14 protein-coding genes are annotated in these 14416 nt (G+C 65.6%); 4 read left to right on the top strand and 10 right to left on the bottom strand.

Translation table 11 applies throughout. The features are described from left to right. Positions 1 to 67 precede the first annotated feature (67 nt). The 4 genes from AC5YGJ_RS13940 to AC5YGJ_RS13925 form a co-directional block, all read right to left on the bottom strand. Positions 68 to 991: a ParB/RepB/Spo0J family partition protein gene (locus AC5YGJ_RS13940; protein WP_008267278.1), complete on the bottom strand. Its 924-nt coding sequence runs from the start codon at positions 989 to 991 to the stop codon at positions 68 to 70. Continuing rightward, positions 991 to 1788, bottom strand: coding sequence for a ParA family protein (locus AC5YGJ_RS13935; protein WP_496186866.1), 798 nt, complete (start codon positions 1786 to 1788; stop codon positions 991 to 993). Before AC5YGJ_RS13935 ends, AC5YGJ_RS13940 begins: the two co-directional genes overlap by 1 nt. 113 nt (positions 1789 to 1901) lie before the next feature. Then, positions 1902 to 2540, bottom strand: a complete 639-nt coding sequence (gene rsmG / locus AC5YGJ_RS13930; RefSeq protein WP_012481632.1) for a 16S rRNA (guanine(527)-N(7))-methyltransferase RsmG — start codon at positions 2538 to 2540, stop codon at positions 1902 to 1904. 39 nt (positions 2541 to 2579) lie between these two features. After that, positions 2580 to 3179 carry a 4'-phosphopantetheinyl transferase family protein gene (locus AC5YGJ_RS13925; RefSeq protein ID WP_309338116.1) on the bottom strand — a complete coding sequence of 200 codons (600 nt, stop codon included), beginning with the start codon at positions 3177 to 3179 and terminating at the stop codon, positions 2580 to 2582. A gap of 84 nt (positions 3180 to 3263) precedes the next feature. Between AC5YGJ_RS13925 and AC5YGJ_RS13920 the strand changes: the two genes are divergently transcribed. Continuing rightward, positions 3264 to 3515 carry a GlsB/YeaQ/YmgE family stress response membrane protein gene (locus AC5YGJ_RS13920; protein ID WP_014648887.1) on the top strand — a complete coding sequence of 84 codons (252 nt, stop codon included), beginning with the start codon at positions 3264 to 3266 and terminating at the stop codon, positions 3513 to 3515. 72 nt (positions 3516 to 3587) lie between these two features. Here AC5YGJ_RS13920 and xth read toward each other — a convergent pair whose 3' ends face one another. The 4 genes from xth to AC5YGJ_RS13900 form a co-directional block, all read right to left on the bottom strand. Then, on the bottom strand, positions 3588 to 4355 hold the full coding sequence (gene xth / locus AC5YGJ_RS13915) for an exodeoxyribonuclease III (RefSeq protein ID WP_496186865.1): 768 nt from the start codon (positions 4353 to 4355) through the stop codon (positions 3588 to 3590). A gap of 134 nt (positions 4356 to 4489) precedes the next feature. Next, on the bottom strand, positions 4490 to 5899 hold the full coding sequence (locus AC5YGJ_RS13910; RefSeq protein ID WP_496186864.1) for a coniferyl aldehyde dehydrogenase: 1410 nt from the start codon (positions 5897 to 5899) through the stop codon (positions 4490 to 4492). Positions 5900 to 6026: 127 nt separating this feature from the next. After that, positions 6027 to 6566 carry a Tli1a family immunity protein gene (tli1a, locus tag AC5YGJ_RS13905; RefSeq protein ID WP_496186863.1) on the bottom strand — a complete coding sequence of 180 codons (540 nt, stop codon included), beginning with the start codon at positions 6564 to 6566 and terminating at the stop codon, positions 6027 to 6029. Between the two features lie 54 nt (positions 6567 to 6620). Beyond that, on the bottom strand, positions 6621 to 7115 hold the full coding sequence (locus AC5YGJ_RS13900; protein WP_496186862.1) for a hypothetical protein: 495 nt from the start codon (positions 7113 to 7115) through the stop codon (positions 6621 to 6623). A gap of 404 nt (positions 7116 to 7519) precedes the next feature. On the opposite strand from AC5YGJ_RS13900, the gene AC5YGJ_RS13895 reads away from it, so the two are divergent. Continuing rightward, positions 7520 to 8116: a hypothetical protein gene (locus tag AC5YGJ_RS13895; protein WP_496186861.1), complete on the top strand. Its 597-nt coding sequence runs from the start codon at positions 7520 to 7522 to the stop codon at positions 8114 to 8116. A 197-nt stretch (positions 8117 to 8313) separates the two neighbouring features. Then, entirely contained in the window at positions 8314 to 8805 is a 492-nt protein-coding gene (locus AC5YGJ_RS13890) for a hypothetical protein (RefSeq protein ID WP_496186860.1), read from the top strand. 158 nt (positions 8806 to 8963) lie between these two features. On the opposite strand, the gene AC5YGJ_RS13885 is transcribed toward AC5YGJ_RS13890, so the two are convergent. Then, entirely contained in the window at positions 8964 to 10625 is a 1662-nt protein-coding gene (locus tag AC5YGJ_RS13885) for an MFS transporter (RefSeq protein ID WP_496186859.1), read from the bottom strand. 107 nt (positions 10626 to 10732) lie between these two features. After that, complete coding sequence (locus AC5YGJ_RS13880) at positions 10733 to 12160, bottom strand: DcaP family trimeric outer membrane transporter (RefSeq protein ID WP_309338126.1); 1428 nt, start codon at positions 12158 to 12160, stop codon at positions 10733 to 10735. A 245-nt stretch (positions 12161 to 12405) separates the two neighbouring features. Here AC5YGJ_RS13880 and acs point away from each other — a divergent pair, with 245 nt between their 5' ends. Next, complete coding sequence (gene acs / locus AC5YGJ_RS13875; RefSeq protein ID WP_496186858.1) at positions 12406 to 14349, top strand: acetate--CoA ligase; 1944 nt, start codon at positions 12406 to 12408, stop codon at positions 14347 to 14349. Positions 14350 to 14416: the final 67 nt, after the last annotated feature.

The raw sequence follows: 14416 nt of genomic DNA, 5'->3' as shown, positions 1-14416 counted from the left end.
CACCCCGCTGCCAACGGCGTGGCCGACGTCGCGGGGATGCGTCGGCCCGCGTGATGTGGCGCCGGGCTCAGCCCTGGCGCGTGCGCAGCTTTTCCAGCACGCCGTCCAGGGTGTCCAGGTCGGTGTAATGGATGATCAGCTTGCCCTTGCCGCCACGGCCGTGATTGATCGCGACCTTAGCGCCTAGCGCTTCGGACAGCTCGGTTTCCAGCGAGGCGATGTCGGCCTGCTGCACCTTCGGCGTGGCCACCGGGCGGTTGCTCGGCACCTTGCCGGCCGCAAAGGCCTGCGCACGGCGCTCGACCTCGCGCACCGACCAGCCTTCATCGGCCGCTTCCTGCGCCAGCTTGCCGGCCAGCTCGGGGGCCAGGGTCAGCAGCGCGCGGGCGTGGCCCATTTCCAGGCGGCGCGTTTCCAGCAGCAGGCGGATGGCCACCGGCAGCTCCAGCAGGCGCAGCAGGTTGGACACCGCCGCACGCGAGCGGCCCACCGCTTCAGCGGCCTCGGCATGGGTGAGGGTGAACTCGCTGATCAGGCGCTGCAGCGCCTCGGCTTCTTCCAGCGGGTTGAGGTCTTCGCGCTGGATGTTCTCGATCAGCGCCATCGCGATGACGGTGCGGTCTTCCAGCTCGCGCACCACCACCGGCACTTCGTCCAGCCCGGCCAGCTGCGAAGCGCGCCAGCGGCGTTCACCGGCGACGATTTCGTAGTTGCCCGCCGGCAGCTGGCGCACCAGGATCGGCTGGATCACGCCCTGCGACTTGATCGAGTCGGCCAGCTCGGACAGCTTGCCCTCGTCCATCTCGCGGCGCGGCTGGTACTTGCCCGGCTGCAGCTGGCCTACCGCCAGCTTGCGCAGCACTTCACCCGGCAGCGGCTCGATCACCGCGGTGGTGGCCTGCACCTGGCTGACCGCGCCTTTCGGGCCCAGCAGCGCATCCAGGCCACGGCCGAGGCCCCGCTTCTTGGCTGCCGGCTTGCTGCTGGTCATCAGACGGTCTCCACGGCCTTGGCGGCCTTGTTGCGTTCGTTGTTGCGGCGGATGATCTCGCCGGCCAGGCCCAGGTAGGCCACGCCACCGCGCGAGGCGCGGTCGTAGCCGACGATGCTCTGGCCATGGCTGGGCGCCTCGGCCAGGCGCACGTTGCGCGGCACGATGGTGCGGAACACGCGGTCGCCGAAGTGCTCGGTGAGTTCGGCCGACACCGCGTTGGCCAGGTTGTTGCGCACATCGAACATGGTGCGCAGCACGCCTTCGATCTCCAGCGCCGGGTTCAGGCTGGTGCGCAGCGCTTCGATGGTTTCCACCAGTGCGCTCAGGCCTTCCAGTGCGTAGTACTCGCACTGCATCGGCACGATCACCGAATCGGCGGCGGCCAGCGCGTTGAGCGTCAGCAGCGACAGCGCCGGCGGGCAGTCGATCAGGATGAAGTCGTACTCCTCGCGGATCGGCGCCAGCGCGCGCTTCAGGCGCTGCTCGCGCTCGCTCTCACCCATCAACTGGATTTCGGCGGCGGTCAGGTCGATGTTGCCGGGCAGCAGGTCGTAGCCTTCGGCGGTCTGCACGCGCACGTCGGCCGCGCTGTTCTCGCCCAGCAGCAGATCGCAGGTGGAGGCGGTCAGCTCGCGCTTGTCCACGCCGCTGCCCATGGTCGCGTTGCCCTGCGAATCAAGGTCGACCAGCAGCACGCGCTTGGGTGCGTTGGCCAGGGAAGCGGCCAGGTTGACGGCGGTCGTGGTCTTGCCGACGCCACCCTTCTGGTTGGCGATGGCGATGATGCGGGCCATGCAGGTGTGCCTCGTCGACGGATGGTTGGGACCGGTCATTATGCGTACAACCGGCCCCGGGCGGAAATCGTGAATCGCCAACCCGTTGTTCCACAAGGGGCTGGCGAGGGCAATCAAGGACCTGTAACGGTGACCAGGTGGCGTTCGCCGGCCAGGCCGGGCACGCTCAGCGGGGTCACCTCGCGCACCTGCCAACCGGCCGGCAGCTCCGCGATCTCCTCATGCGGGTAGACGCCCTTCATGGCCAGCAGTACGCCACCGGGGCGCAGCAGGTGGCCACCGACACGGACGATGCCGGCCAGGGTGTCCATCGCGCGCGCGGTCAACTGGTCGTAGCGACCGGCCTCGTCCAGCGCCTCGGCCCGCGATTCGGCCACGCGGGCGTTGCCCAGGCCCAGCTGCCGCACCGCCTCGCGCATGAAGCGCGCCTTCTTGCCGTTGCTCTCGACCAGGGTGACCTGCAGGCCCGGGCAGGCGATGGCCAGCGGGATGCCGGGCAGGCCGGGGCCGGTACCGAGATCGGCCAGGCTGCCATCGGCCACGAACGGCTGCATCGCCAGCGAATCGAGCAGGTGGCGGGTGACCATCTCCTGCGGGTCGCGGATGGCGGTGAGGTTGTAGGTGCCGTTCCAGCGGTGCAGCAGGGCCAGGTAGCGCAGCAGCGGCGGCGCCAGCGCGGCGTCCAGGCCCATGCTGGCCAGGCCCTGTTCCAGCGTGGCGGCCACGCTGGCGGGAAGTGGGTGTTCGCTCATGCCGGCATTATCGCCGGTTTTGCACGTTGATTCCCCGCTTCAATGCGGATACCAGGCCAATGCGGCGCGGAACTGCCCGGTGGCCTGCCACTCATGCAGATGCCAGCGCGCGGCCTCGCCCAGTTCCGGGTCGCACCAGCGCAGGTGCAGGGCGCCATCCGCCCCCGGTGCCAGCTGCAGGCGGTGTAGGCCGAACGAGATACCCTGCCCGTGCGCCTTCAGCATCGCTTCCTTGGCGCACCACACACGGAAGAACCAGTGCTCGCGGGCGGCCTCGTCCAGGCTCTCCAGCCAGGCCACCTCGGCGGGGTGGAAGAAGCGCTGCACGATTTCCAGCAGGCGGGCGCGCGGCCGCAGCAGCTCCAGGTCGACGCCCAGGCGGACGCCCTCGCCCAGCGCCACCAGCAGCACTTCGCCGCTGTGGCTCCAGCCGGTGCCGTAGTGGGCCAGCGCGCCGCTCAGCTCCGGCCGGCCCTTGTCATCGCGCACCAGCGGCAGGGTGTCCGGCGCGGTGCCCAGTGCCTGCGCCAGCACCTGCCGCGCCTGCGGCTCGCCGCGCTGGCCGGGCACGTGCGGGCGCCGCCAGACCGTGACCGGGCCGAAGCGCCAGGGGCCGTCGAGGGTGGCTGGCAGGCTCATCCGCACGCGCCCATCACGCAATTGCACGACGGGTTCACGGCCATGCGCGTCAACTGGTCACAGTTTCCCACCGGAGGTTCGATCATGGGCATCATCATCTGGCTGATCGTCGGCGGCATCGTAGGCTGGCTGGCCAGCATCATCATGAAGCGCGATGCCCAGCAGGGCATCATCCTCAACATTGTGGTCGGCATCGTCGGCGCGCTGATTTCCGGCTGGCTGTTCGGCGGCGGCATCAACGAAGCGATCACCCTGCGCACCTTCCTGTTCTCGCTCATCGGTGCGGTGATCCTGCTGGCGATCGTCAACCTGTTCACCCGCAAGAGCATACGGTGATCTGAGGGACGTGCCGGCCGCTGGCCGGCAGACGTTCCAGAACGGGCCCGGCAATCGTCGGGCCCGGTTCGTTCAACCCAGCTCTACCCACGCCGGCGCATGGTCGCTCGGGCGTTCCCAGGTGCGCGGCTCGCGATCGATGCCCGAGGCCACCGCGCTGCCCTTCAGCGCATCGGAGACCAGGGTCAGGTCGATGCGCAGGCCCAGGTTGCGGCGGAAGCCGGCCGCGCGGTAATCCCACCAGCTGAACACACCGGTTTCGTCGTTGTGCAGGCGGAAGCCATCGTGCAGGCCCAGCTGCAGCAGCTTGTTCAATGCGCCGCGCTCGGAGGTGGAGGTGAGAATGTGGTTTTCGTTCCACACCTCCGGATCGTGCACGTCGCGCGCGTCCGGTGCGATATTGAAGTCGCCCATCACGATCAGCTTCGGGTGGCGCTGCAGCTCCTGCGCGATCCAGGCATGCACCGCTTCCAGCCAGCGCAGCTTGTACTCGTACTTGTCGGTGCCGATGTCCTGGCCGTTGACCACGTACAGGTTGATCACGCGCAGGTCGCCGAAGGTACCGGCGATGACGCGCTTCTGCTCGTCCTCGAAGCCGGGAATGCCGATCTGCACGTCCTGCGCCGGCTCACGCGACAGCAGCGCCACGCCGTTGTAGGTCTTCTGGCCGGCGAACACGCTGCGGTAACCCGCCGCGATCAGCGCCGAATCGGGGAACTTGTGGTCCTCCAGCTTGGTTTCCTGGATACCGACGATGTCCGGGCCGAACTCCTTGAGCCACTGCTCCAGGTGCGGCAGGCGGACATTGAGCGAATTGACGTTCCACGAGGCGATCTTCATGGGGGCATTCTACCCGGCCCTGCTTTGGTAGACGCCAACCTTGGTTGGCGCATGGATGCCCCGCGTGCCAACCCAGGTTGTCACCTACCGGTAGTGCCGGCCGCTGGCCGGCAACCCGATGCCCCCCGCCGGCGCTACCGCAGCAGGAACCGCAACAACCCCGCAATCTTCGAATACGGCGGCCGCAGCCGGTCACTGGCCGCCCAGCGCGACTGCCACAGCACCGGCAGCCGCTTGCTCATCGCATCGAACCCGGCGCGGCCGTGGTAGGCACCCATGCCGCTGGCCCCCACCCCGCCAAACGGCAGGCCATCGGCGGCGAAGTGCAGCAGCGTGTCATTCACCGTCACGCCACCGGCCACCACCTGGCCGAGGATGCGCTCCACCGTCGCCGCGTCGTGGCTGAAGGGATACAGCGCCAGCGGCCGGTCGCGGGACAGCACGTCGGCCAGCGCCGCCTCCAGGTCCGGATAGGCGCGCACCGGCAGGATCGGGCCGAAGATCTCCTCGCGCATCAGCTCCAGGTCGTCCGGCGGGTCCAGCACCACGGTCGGCACCAGCAGGCGCTCGCGGTCGGCACGTGCCTCATCCACCTGCGCCAGCGGAATGACCGGCACGCCGCGTTCGCGCGCCTGCGCCAGATAGCCCTGCAGGCGCCGGTACTGGCCGTCGTTGATGATGCGGGTGTAGTCGCCGGCATCGCTGAAATCGCCGTAGCGTTCGCGCACCTGCTGCTGCAGCGCCTGCACGAACTCGCGCTGGCGCACGGTATCGATCAGCACGTAATCCGGCGCGATGCAGGTCTGGCCGGCGTTGAACCACTTGCCGGTGGCCAGCCGCGCGGCGGCCTTGTCCAGCGGGAAATCTCGGCAGACAATCGCCGGCGACTTGCCGCCCAGCTCCAGCGTGACCGGCACCAGATGCTCGGCGGCGGCGGCCATCACCTTCCGGCCCACGGCCGTCGAGCCGGTGAACAGCAGATGGTCCAGCGGCAGCGAGGACACCGCCGCGGCCACGTCCGCCCCGCCCTGCGCCACTGCCACGCGATCGGGCGGAAACACGCTGGCCAGCAGATCGGCCAGGAACGCACTGGTGCGCGGGGTATGTTCGGACGGCTTCAGCAGCACGTGGTTGCCGGCGGCAATCGCAGTGGCCAGCGGCACCAACGCCAGCGTGACTGGGTAGTTCCACGGCGAGATCACCCCGACCACACCCAGCGGCGTCGGCCGCAGCTGCGCGCGCGCCGGCCACAGTCGCCAGCCGGCGCCCACCCGCTGCGGTTTCGACCAGCGCCGCAGGTGGCGGCGCAGGTGATCGATGGCTGACAGCACGCTCATGCCATCGGCCAGCTTCGATTCGACGTGGGCGCGGTGGCCGAAGTCCTCGGCGATGGCCTGGGCCATTTCATCCATGCGCGCCTGCAGCGCCTCGCGCAGGCGGCGCAGGTCGGTGTCGCGCTGGTCGAGCGAAGGGCGCTGGGCCTGCCAGGCGCTGCGCAGGGTGTGCAGGATGGCGGGGAGGTCGGCTGGGGCGGTGGTGGTCATGGACCGATTGTAGGGTCGAGCCGTGCCTCGCTCGCATGCCAACCTTCACGCCGTGGCACAGGGTCTCATTCGTTCGTCTCCCCACCGCCGCGCGTGCGTTCACCCTTTGATGCAATCCCCGCCATCACTACGCCATCTGCTGGTCGGTACGCTCTGCCGGGCATGACTGCGGCTCCGGCAGTTGCAACGGAGTATTGATCGGGTACCCGGGGCTGCCGTAGGCGTAACAGGAGGTGGTGACCTGAATTTCATCGCAGGGCAGGAAATGAACGGTGATGCCGCAGACTTTCTGATCGGTGCAATCCGGTACGGGGACGACTTTGCTGTGCCTGCGCTTCTGCGCCAGGATTCTCTTCTCCCAAGCCAAAAATTTGGGCCAATCTTCTGTCCCAGGAAAATCTCTTGTGCTTCCAGCTCCCGTTTCCCAGTCAACCCGTACCATCAGGCCCGGATACCAGAGTGCTGGTGTGCTGTAGCAACAGCCTCCACCGCCGCCTTGATATCGACCAATGCTGTCAATCGCCGAACGGCCATCGACACTGAATCGGTTGATCGCCCAGTGGGTATGGTTGATGCCGTAGATGGCACTGGCATCCACAGCGTAGGCAGACAAGAGCAGAGGTGATCCGGCAAGCAATGCCAGCACCACGCGCTTCAAAACAAGCATCACTGACACTCCATAAGGTGTAGTCCTCATATCTTGCCCGAGGGCACCAGTGCCCTACTCAGGCGTAAACTCCCGCCTCCAGTCACGCAGGATCTCGACCTCACGCGCGATCCGCACCGACGACGCTGCGGACTCGTCCGAGAACAGCTCACCCGAAACTGGAGTTCTTCTCAGGGGGGCTTTGGGGTCACCTACGAAGAAGTGGGGGGTAAAGCAGTAAGGATCATCGCCCGACTCCGTAGGCTGCTTCACCAACGTTGCAAAAACGGCATTCGTCGGCATGCTCGGCTTGGCGACTGAACACCACGGATGCGACGAGACGATGTCCTCAATCCGCGCACCAGCCCGGCGGAACTCCGTGGGACTGAAAACCTTGCCGAGAGAGACGCGATGTACCCGATAGCTATCGAAATCCGGTTGTGCCTCGACGAGCCATCCTGAGTTGTCATGCGATGTGCAACTGCAATCGCAGGTCACCAATGTTGCGTTTGGTACGGCGCTGTTCCAGGACAGCCAGACCGCCTCTGTCTTGCAAAGTTGTTTGATCACGGGCGATCTTTCCTCGACTCGCAGGCTTCCCTGCGGTGCCGTGCCGTCGGCAGCCACACGCGTCTCTGCGTTGGCCGCTGACGCTGAGACAGCGATGATCGCTGCCAGAAGTACCCTGCGCATGCCCAGATCCGATTCGATGAGTCACCCATGCTATGGGACGCACTTACCAGCAAAGGGAATTCGGGCCGATTGCGTCAAAAGTTGGCGGGTCTGGCTAGAAATCTCCGTGTTCCGTGTGGCTGGATACGTCACCTCTCACCGGCACGATCGATTATTGGTCTGATATGTAGATTCGTACTTGTTTCATTGCCGCAGGCTGTCAGCCCGCTGAGGGTAGTGTCCCACCCCAATAACATGCGTAGATGCGACGCGCACATGCATTTCTGATCGGATGCCTTCTCATGGCCGGAGCTTCCGATGCCAGCGAGCAGTCCATTGATGTCGCGGCGGTCGGCCTGAACACCGAGCGCGAACACATCCCATTGGTGGGCGACACCCTGGCCGCCGTCGTCGGCGAGCTTGAGGGCGATGCCACACCCGGCGCCAGTATTGTCAGGATGCTCGAGACACTTGCAGAGAGACTCGAACGTACGACCTGCCATGTACAGACCCCCGTCAACGACAACTCACGTTCGCCCGGTGTGACATGCAGCGGACCCGATGTAGGCAGCCTTTTCCCCTATTACGCACCCGATGTCGCCCCCATGCGACCAAGCGAGGATGAGGCGGTAGATGGGTTGCTACACGTTCTCTTTCCGTTCGAAGCCTGGGACGAGAAGCTGAACATTCCACGCCCTGACGGGCACTTCCCGTTTGTTCCTGTGTGCAACCTCGTTGTGGCTCGCGCTGCGCGCTGCCCAGGAGCCGACCAGTTGCGTAGAGAGATCGGGCAGGCAGGCGATGAGAGTGAACAGCGCTTGTTCTGCCTCAAGGAGTTCTCGAGGCGAAGGCTGGCGGAGAAAGGTGAGTGCCCCGGAATGGCCATCACAAGCCCTTGATACCCATCGCATGCTCGCGCCTGCAGATGACGGTTTCCTGGAGAATGAACTTGTTGAGCTTGATCTTAGCCGTGCTCGCAACAGTGGCTGCAACAGAGGATGCGAAGGCTGACGGCGGAAAATCGGTAACCGCTGGCAGCAACATCTAACTCCGATACGACGGTGAGCAGAACGGTCGCTACCGGAACGTGTCAGTGATGAAGCAGGGCAAGCTGGTGCTCCGCATGGAACTGAGCGAGCGCTCTTACTCCCGGTTCGAGTACGACCGCGATCCGGCGACGTCTCCTGACGGCCGGTATGTGCTCGTCTCTGATGTGGAATCCGGTGAGGTTGGCATGCCCGATGGGCGCGGTTCTCTGCATGAAAGGCAGTACTGCGGTTTCATCGACACACGAAGCGGCTGCCTGTTCGCGCGTCAGACCGGGCAATTCTGTGGAGGGCACTGCAATGATGCTGGCGCCTGGGTATCTCCGGCCCTTTCCGACCTGACCCTTTCTGAGGGGCGCCCTACCGCAGAGGGCTATGCCTCAGGCCGCCTAGGCCCTTCGGATGCGCCCGGTGGCTCCCTCGACAATCTGCTTCGCTGCGACCCGCCTGGTCCAGGCAACAGGGACCACTACAGGAAGCTGATCGATGCAGGGACCTTTGAGGTCATGCCTTTGCAGAGAGAGGCGCTGTATGGCGGGTAGAGTCGGCTGTCAGTCGACTATCGCGCGCAGCGCGGGCTTTTCAGCAGTTCCTCCAAGAGCAGTCGACCAACGGTCGACTCTACCCCCGTCGCCGCCCCACAAACAGAAAGGCCGCGGTGTGCACCGCGGCCTTTCCTTCATTGCATGGAACCCACCGCTTACTTGGTGATGTCCACGTTCTTCGTTTCACGCAGGAACAGGCCGCCGATCACCACCGACATCAGCGCGATGCCGATCGGGTACCACAGGCCGTAGTAGAGGTTGCCGGTACCGGCCACCAGCGCGAAGGAGATCGCCGGCAGGAAGCCACCGAACCAGCCGTTGCCGATGTGGTACGGCAGCGACATCGAGGTGTAGCGGATGCGGGTCGGGAACAGTTCGACCAGATAGGCGGCGATCGGGCCGTAGACCATGGTCACGTACAGCACCAGCAGCCACAGCATGAAGATCGTGCCAGCGATGTTGATGCGTGCGCCGTCGGCCTTGGCAGGGTAACCGGCAGTGGTCAGGGCGGTCTTCAGTTCCGCACCGAACGCGTCGGCCTTGGCCTTGCCTTCTTCCTTGGTCAGGCCCGCGGCTTCATACGAGGTGACGCTGGCGCTGCCCACGTTCACCATCGCCAGCGAACCGGCGGCGGCAGGCTGCACGTCGTACGGCACGCCAGCCTTGGTCAGCGCGGCGGTGGCCACGTCGCAGGAACTGGTGAACTTGCGCAGGCCAACCGGATCGAACTGGAACGAGCAGGTGTTCGGATCGGCCACGACCAGGGCCGGCGAGCTGCTGCGGGCCTCTTCGATGGCCGGGTTGGCGAAGTGGGTCAGGCCCTTGAAGATCGGGATGTAGGTGACGGCGGCCAGCAGGCAGCCGGCCAGGATGATCTTCTTGCGGCCGATACGGTCGGACAGCCAGCCGAAGAAGATGAAGAACGGCACGCCCAGCGCCAGCGCCGCGGCAATCAGCAGATAGGAGGTGGTGGCGTCGACCTTCAGCATGCTGCTGAGGAAGAACAGCGCGTAGAACTGGCCGCCGTACCAGACCACGGCCTGGCCGGCCGCCGCGCCGAGCAGGACCAGCAGCATCAGCTTCAGGTTGCCGCCCTTCAGGCTGTCACGGAACGGCGTCTTGGAGCCCTTGCCTTCCGACTTCATCTGCTGGAACAACGGCGATTCGCTCAGCTGCAGGCGGATCCACACCGAGATGCCCAGCAGCAGGATCGAGACCAGGAACGGGATGCGCCAGCCCCAGGCTTCGAAGGCTTCGTTGCCCAGGAAGTAGCGGCAGGCCAGGATGATCAGCAGCGACATGAACAGTCCGAGCGTGGCGGTGCACTGGATGAAGCTGGTGTACAGGCCACGCTTGTCTTCCGGCGCATGCTCGGCCACGTAGGTGGCCGCACCGCCGTACTCGCCGCCCATGGCCAGGCCCTGGGCCAGGCGCAGGATGATCAGGATCACCGGCGCGGCGAAGCCGATCGAGGCGTAATTGGGCAGCACGCCGACCAGGAAGGTCGAGATGCCCATGATCAGGATGGTGACCAGGAACGTGTACTTGCGGCCGATGCGGTCGCCGAGGCTGCCGAAGAAGGCCGCGCCGAACGGACGCACGAAGAAGCCGGCGGCGAACGCCAGCAGGGCAAAGATCATGCCCGTGGTTTCATTGACGCCACTGAAGAACTGCTTGGCGATGATGGCTGCGAGCGAGCCGTACAGGAAGAAGTCATACCACTCGAACACCGTGCCGAGGCTCGATGCGAAAATGACTTTCTTGTGCCCTTGGGTCAGGGTGCCCGCTTTGTGTGCGGAGCTGGATGTGCTGGACATGGGACATTTCCCTCGGTAGATGCCGACCCTGGTCGGCACTCAATTCGGTAGGTGCCGGACGTTGGCCGGCGCAATCTCTGTAGGTGCCGACCTTGGTCGGCACTGGTTTAGAAGCTGTACTTGGTGGTGAACTGCAATCGGGTGATGTCACCCTTGTTGCCGTTCTCCACTTCGCGACGGCCGTACATCAGCTCCGCACCGATATCGACCTTGGGCAGCGGCGAGTAGAAGATGTTGCCGCGGATGCTCTGCACGCTCTTGGTCACCAGCGGGCCGAGGATGCTGTCGTTGTCGTAGTCGCTGCGCGCATAGATCAGGTTGGTGCGCAGTTTCGGCGAGAACGCATGCCGCCAGCCCACGTAACCGGCAAGCACGCCGGTCGGGTTGAGCTCGTCGCGGGCCACGTCGTAGGCGCTGTCAGCGGTGATGCCCAAACCGATGTAGCGGGCGATGCCTTCGCCGCCGGTCAGCTGGTAGTGCAGCGAATCGCTGTCGCCCATCACCCACTTGCCGCCCAGGGTCAGGCCGCCAGCCACCTTGTCGGCCTTCGCGCCGGTGGCCTGGTTGTCCACCTTCAACTGGCGGACGATGCCACCGACACCAAAGGTGCCCCAGTCGCCCTTCCAGCCATAACGCATCGTGAGGTCGGGCAGGCTGCCACGGTCGGAGTTGGCGCTGGCGTTGGTCCAGGCCCCGGTGACCGGGTTGCGGGTGCCGGTGAGGGTGGTGGTTTCCGGGTTTTCCAGTGCGACGCTGAAGCCACCCTGGGTGTAGCGCACCTGGGCCTGGCGCACAAAGATCACGCCATCGGTGGGGCCGACGAAGTCGACCGCTTCCGGCAGCGCGGCCGCATCCATGAAGTTGGACCATGTCTGGCCCGCCATCCAGTTGTTCCAGTACATGTAGGCGTGACGCAGGGTCACGCCGTAGGTATTGGTGGCGGTCTGGTTGCCCAGCGAGTTGCCGAAGAAGTCCATCTCGAAGAACGCACCGGCCTTGTTGCCCGATTCGCTCACGTTGTCGATGCCGAGGTTGAAGCGCGAGAACTTGGCGTGGGCGTTGAAGTCGGTGCCCGAACGCTTTCCGCTGCCACCGGCGCCTTCCACCGGGGTCTGGCCCGGCAGGTACAGTGAACGGCCGGTAGCGTCGTCGGCCAGCTGGCCATCGCTGGTCTGGGTGGCCAGGAAGTCGGCCTTGATGAAGCCGCCGATCTTGACCGTGGTGCCCGGCGCGGCGCCCGGGGTAAGGGTAGTGACCTGGATCGGCTGCTTGCCGGCCGGCACCGAAGCAACCGGCTTCTGCGCGGCCTGCACGCTGCGCACGTCGGTCACGGCCTGCTGGGTCTGGGTGATCTGGGTCTGTTGTTGTTGCTGCGAAGACAACAGCAGCTGGACCTGGCGTTCCAGTTCGGCAACGCGTGCTTCCAGCGCTTTCTCTTTGGCGGTCTCTGCGAACGCCATGCCCGGTGCGACCAGGGCGACCAACAGGCAGGCCGCCAAAGGTGTGCGCACGGCTTTCAACGTACGGTGGCTCATGTTGCCCTCTCTCCCAAGTGGCAAGGTGATGCCGCGCGTGGGGCACGGTCGAGCCGAGACTGCGGGGCGTTCATGTATAGCGGCTATTCGCCATTGGTCGAACCCGGCCCTGCTGGGCGCTCACTTTCGACCATGGTCTAACCAAGGTGGTGACGCGGCCGGGGGTGGATGGGGCAAACTGAGGGGGATCGGTCGCCGCGATGCTGCGACCGCACATACAAAGTCAACGTGCAAGTGAGGGTGCCATGGCTGATATCTACCCCGTCGATCCGCAGTTCGCCGCCAAGGCACGCATCGACAAGACGTCCTACCAACAGCAGTACCAGGCTTCGGTAACCGACCCGGATGGTTTCTGGGGCAGGGCCGCCGAACGGCTGGACTGGATGCGCAAGCCGACCAAGATCAGGAACGTCAGCTACGACCTGTCCGACTTCCACATCAAGTGGTTCGAGGATGGCGAGCTCAACGCCAGCGTGAACTGCCTGGATCGCCAGCTGGAAACGCGCGGCGACAAGACCGCGCTGCTGTTCGAGCCCGACAGCCCGGATGCGCCGGCCCAGCACGTGACCTATCGCGAGCTGTACGAGCGCACCTGCCGCCTCGGCAATGCGCTGCGCAACCTCGGCGTGAAGAAGGGCGACCGGGTCACCATCTACCTGCCGATGATCGTCGACGCTGCGGTGGCCATGCTGGCCTGCGCACGCATCGGTGCGATCCACTCGGTGGTGTTCGGCGGCTTTGCGCCGAACTCGATCGCCGACCGCGTCAGCGACTGCCAGAGCAAGCTGATCATCACCGCCGACGAGGGCCTGCGCGGTGGGCGCAGGATTCCGCTGAAGGCCAACGTCGATGCCGCGCTGAAGCTGCCCGGCACCAATACCGTGGAAACCGTGCTGGTGGTGCGTCACACCGGCGGCGCGGTGGACATGCAGGCGCCGCGCGACCGCTGGTTCCACGATGTGGTGGACAGTCAGCCGGCCACCTGCGAGCCGGAACGCATGAACGCGGAAGACCCGCTGTTCATCCTCTACACCTCCGGCTCTACCGGCAAGCCGAAGGGCGTGCTGCACACCACCGGCGGCTACCTGCTGTACGCGGCCTACACCCATGAAGCGGTGTTCGACCTGCGCGAGGATGACATCTACTGGTGCACCGCCGACGTCGGCTGGGTCACCGGCCACAGCTACATCGTGTACGGGCCGCTGGCCAACGGCGCGACCTCGCTGATGTTCGAAGGCGTACCGAACTACCCGGATACTTCGCGCTTCTGGAACGTCATCGACAAGCACAAGGTGAGCATCTTCTACACCGCCCCGACCGCCATCCGTGCGCTGATGCGCGAGGGCGAGGAGCCGGTGAAGAAGACCTCGCGCGCCTCACTGCGCCTGCTCGGCAGCGTCGGCGAACCGATCAATCCGGAAGCGTGGCGCTGGTACTACGAAGTGGTCGGCGACAGCCGCTGCCCGATCGTCGACACCTGGTGGCAAACCGAGACCGGCGGCATCCTGATCTCACCGCTGGCCGGCGCGATGGACCTCAAGCCCGGTTCGGCCACCCTGCCGTTCTTCGGTGTGCAGCCGGCGCTGGTCAATGCCGATGGCGAGATCAAGGACGGCCCAACCGAGGGCAACCTGATCATCCGCGATTCCTGGCCGGGCCAGATGCGCACGGTGTACGGCGACCACCAGCGCTTCATCGATACCTATTTCCGCACCTACCCGGGCAGCTACTTCACCGGCGACGGTTGCCGCCGCGATGAGGATGGCTACTACTGGATCACCGGCCGCGTGGACGATGTGATCAATGTGTCCGGCCACCGCATCGGTACCGCCGAAGTGGAAAGCGCGCTGGTTTCGCACCCGAAGGTGGCCGAAGCGGCCGTGGTCGGTTTCCCGCACGACGTGAAGGGCCAGGGCATCTACGCCTATGTGACCCTGGTGGCCGAAGAGACCCCGAGCGACGAGCTGCAGAAGGAACTGGTCGCCTGGGTGCGCAAGGAGATCGGTCCGATCGCCACGCCGGACCACCTGCAGTGGGCGCCGGGCCTGCCCAAGACCCGTTCGGGCAAGATCATGCGCCGCATCCTGCGCAAGATCGCCGAGAACGCACCGGACCAGCTCGGCGACACCTCGACCCTGGCCGACCCGTCGGTGGTGGCCTCGCTGGTGGACGAGCGCAAGGTACGCTGATGCAGAACCCGGGGTCGGATCCCTTTCCGCAAGGAAAGGGATCTGACCCCAGACAGTTTCCCCCACG

It is taken from the genome of Stenotrophomonas sp. CS3K5, assembly GCF_059515225.1.
This window is presented reverse-complemented; position numbering and strand designations above follow the sequence as displayed.

Coding starts and splice junctions, on each gene's coding strand:
- AC5YGJ_RS13895 (WP_496186861.1), top strand. CDS start 7,520: ATGGCCGGAGCTTCCGATGCCAGCGAGCAGTCCATTGATGTCGCGGCG.
- rsmG (WP_012481632.1), bottom strand. CDS start 2,540: ATGAGCGAACACCCACTTCCCGCCAGCGTGGCCGCCACGCTGGAACAG.
- AC5YGJ_RS13910 (WP_496186864.1), bottom strand. CDS start 5,899: ATGACCACCACCGCCCCAGCCGACCTCCCCGCCATCCTGCACACCCTG.
- xth (WP_496186865.1), bottom strand. CDS start 4,355: ATGAAGATCGCCTCGTGGAACGTCAATTCGCTCAATGTCCGCCTGCCG.
- AC5YGJ_RS13890 (WP_496186860.1), top strand. CDS start 8,314: ATGAAGCAGGGCAAGCTGGTGCTCCGCATGGAACTGAGCGAGCGCTCT.
- AC5YGJ_RS13885 (WP_496186859.1), bottom strand. CDS start 10,625: ATGTCCAGCACATCCAGCTCCGCACACAAAGCGGGCACCCTGACCCAA.
- AC5YGJ_RS13880 (WP_309338126.1), bottom strand. CDS start 12,160: ATGAGCCACCGTACGTTGAAAGCCGTGCGCACACCTTTGGCGGCCTGC.
- AC5YGJ_RS13920 (WP_014648887.1), top strand. CDS start 3,264: ATGGGCATCATCATCTGGCTGATCGTCGGCGGCATCGTAGGCTGGCTG.
- AC5YGJ_RS13940 (WP_008267278.1), bottom strand. CDS start 991: ATGACCAGCAGCAAGCCGGCAGCCAAGAAGCGGGGCCTCGGCCGTGGC.
- tli1a (WP_496186863.1), bottom strand. CDS start 6,566: ATGCTTGTTTTGAAGCGCGTGGTGCTGGCATTGCTTGCCGGATCACCT.
- AC5YGJ_RS13925 (WP_309338116.1), bottom strand. CDS start 3,179: ATGAGCCTGCCAGCCACCCTCGACGGCCCCTGGCGCTTCGGCCCGGTC.
- acs (WP_496186858.1), top strand. CDS start 12,406: ATGGCTGATATCTACCCCGTCGATCCGCAGTTCGCCGCCAAGGCACGC.
- AC5YGJ_RS13935 (WP_496186866.1), bottom strand. CDS start 1,788: ATGGCCCGCATCATCGCCATCGCCAACCAGAAGGGTGGCGTCGGCAAG.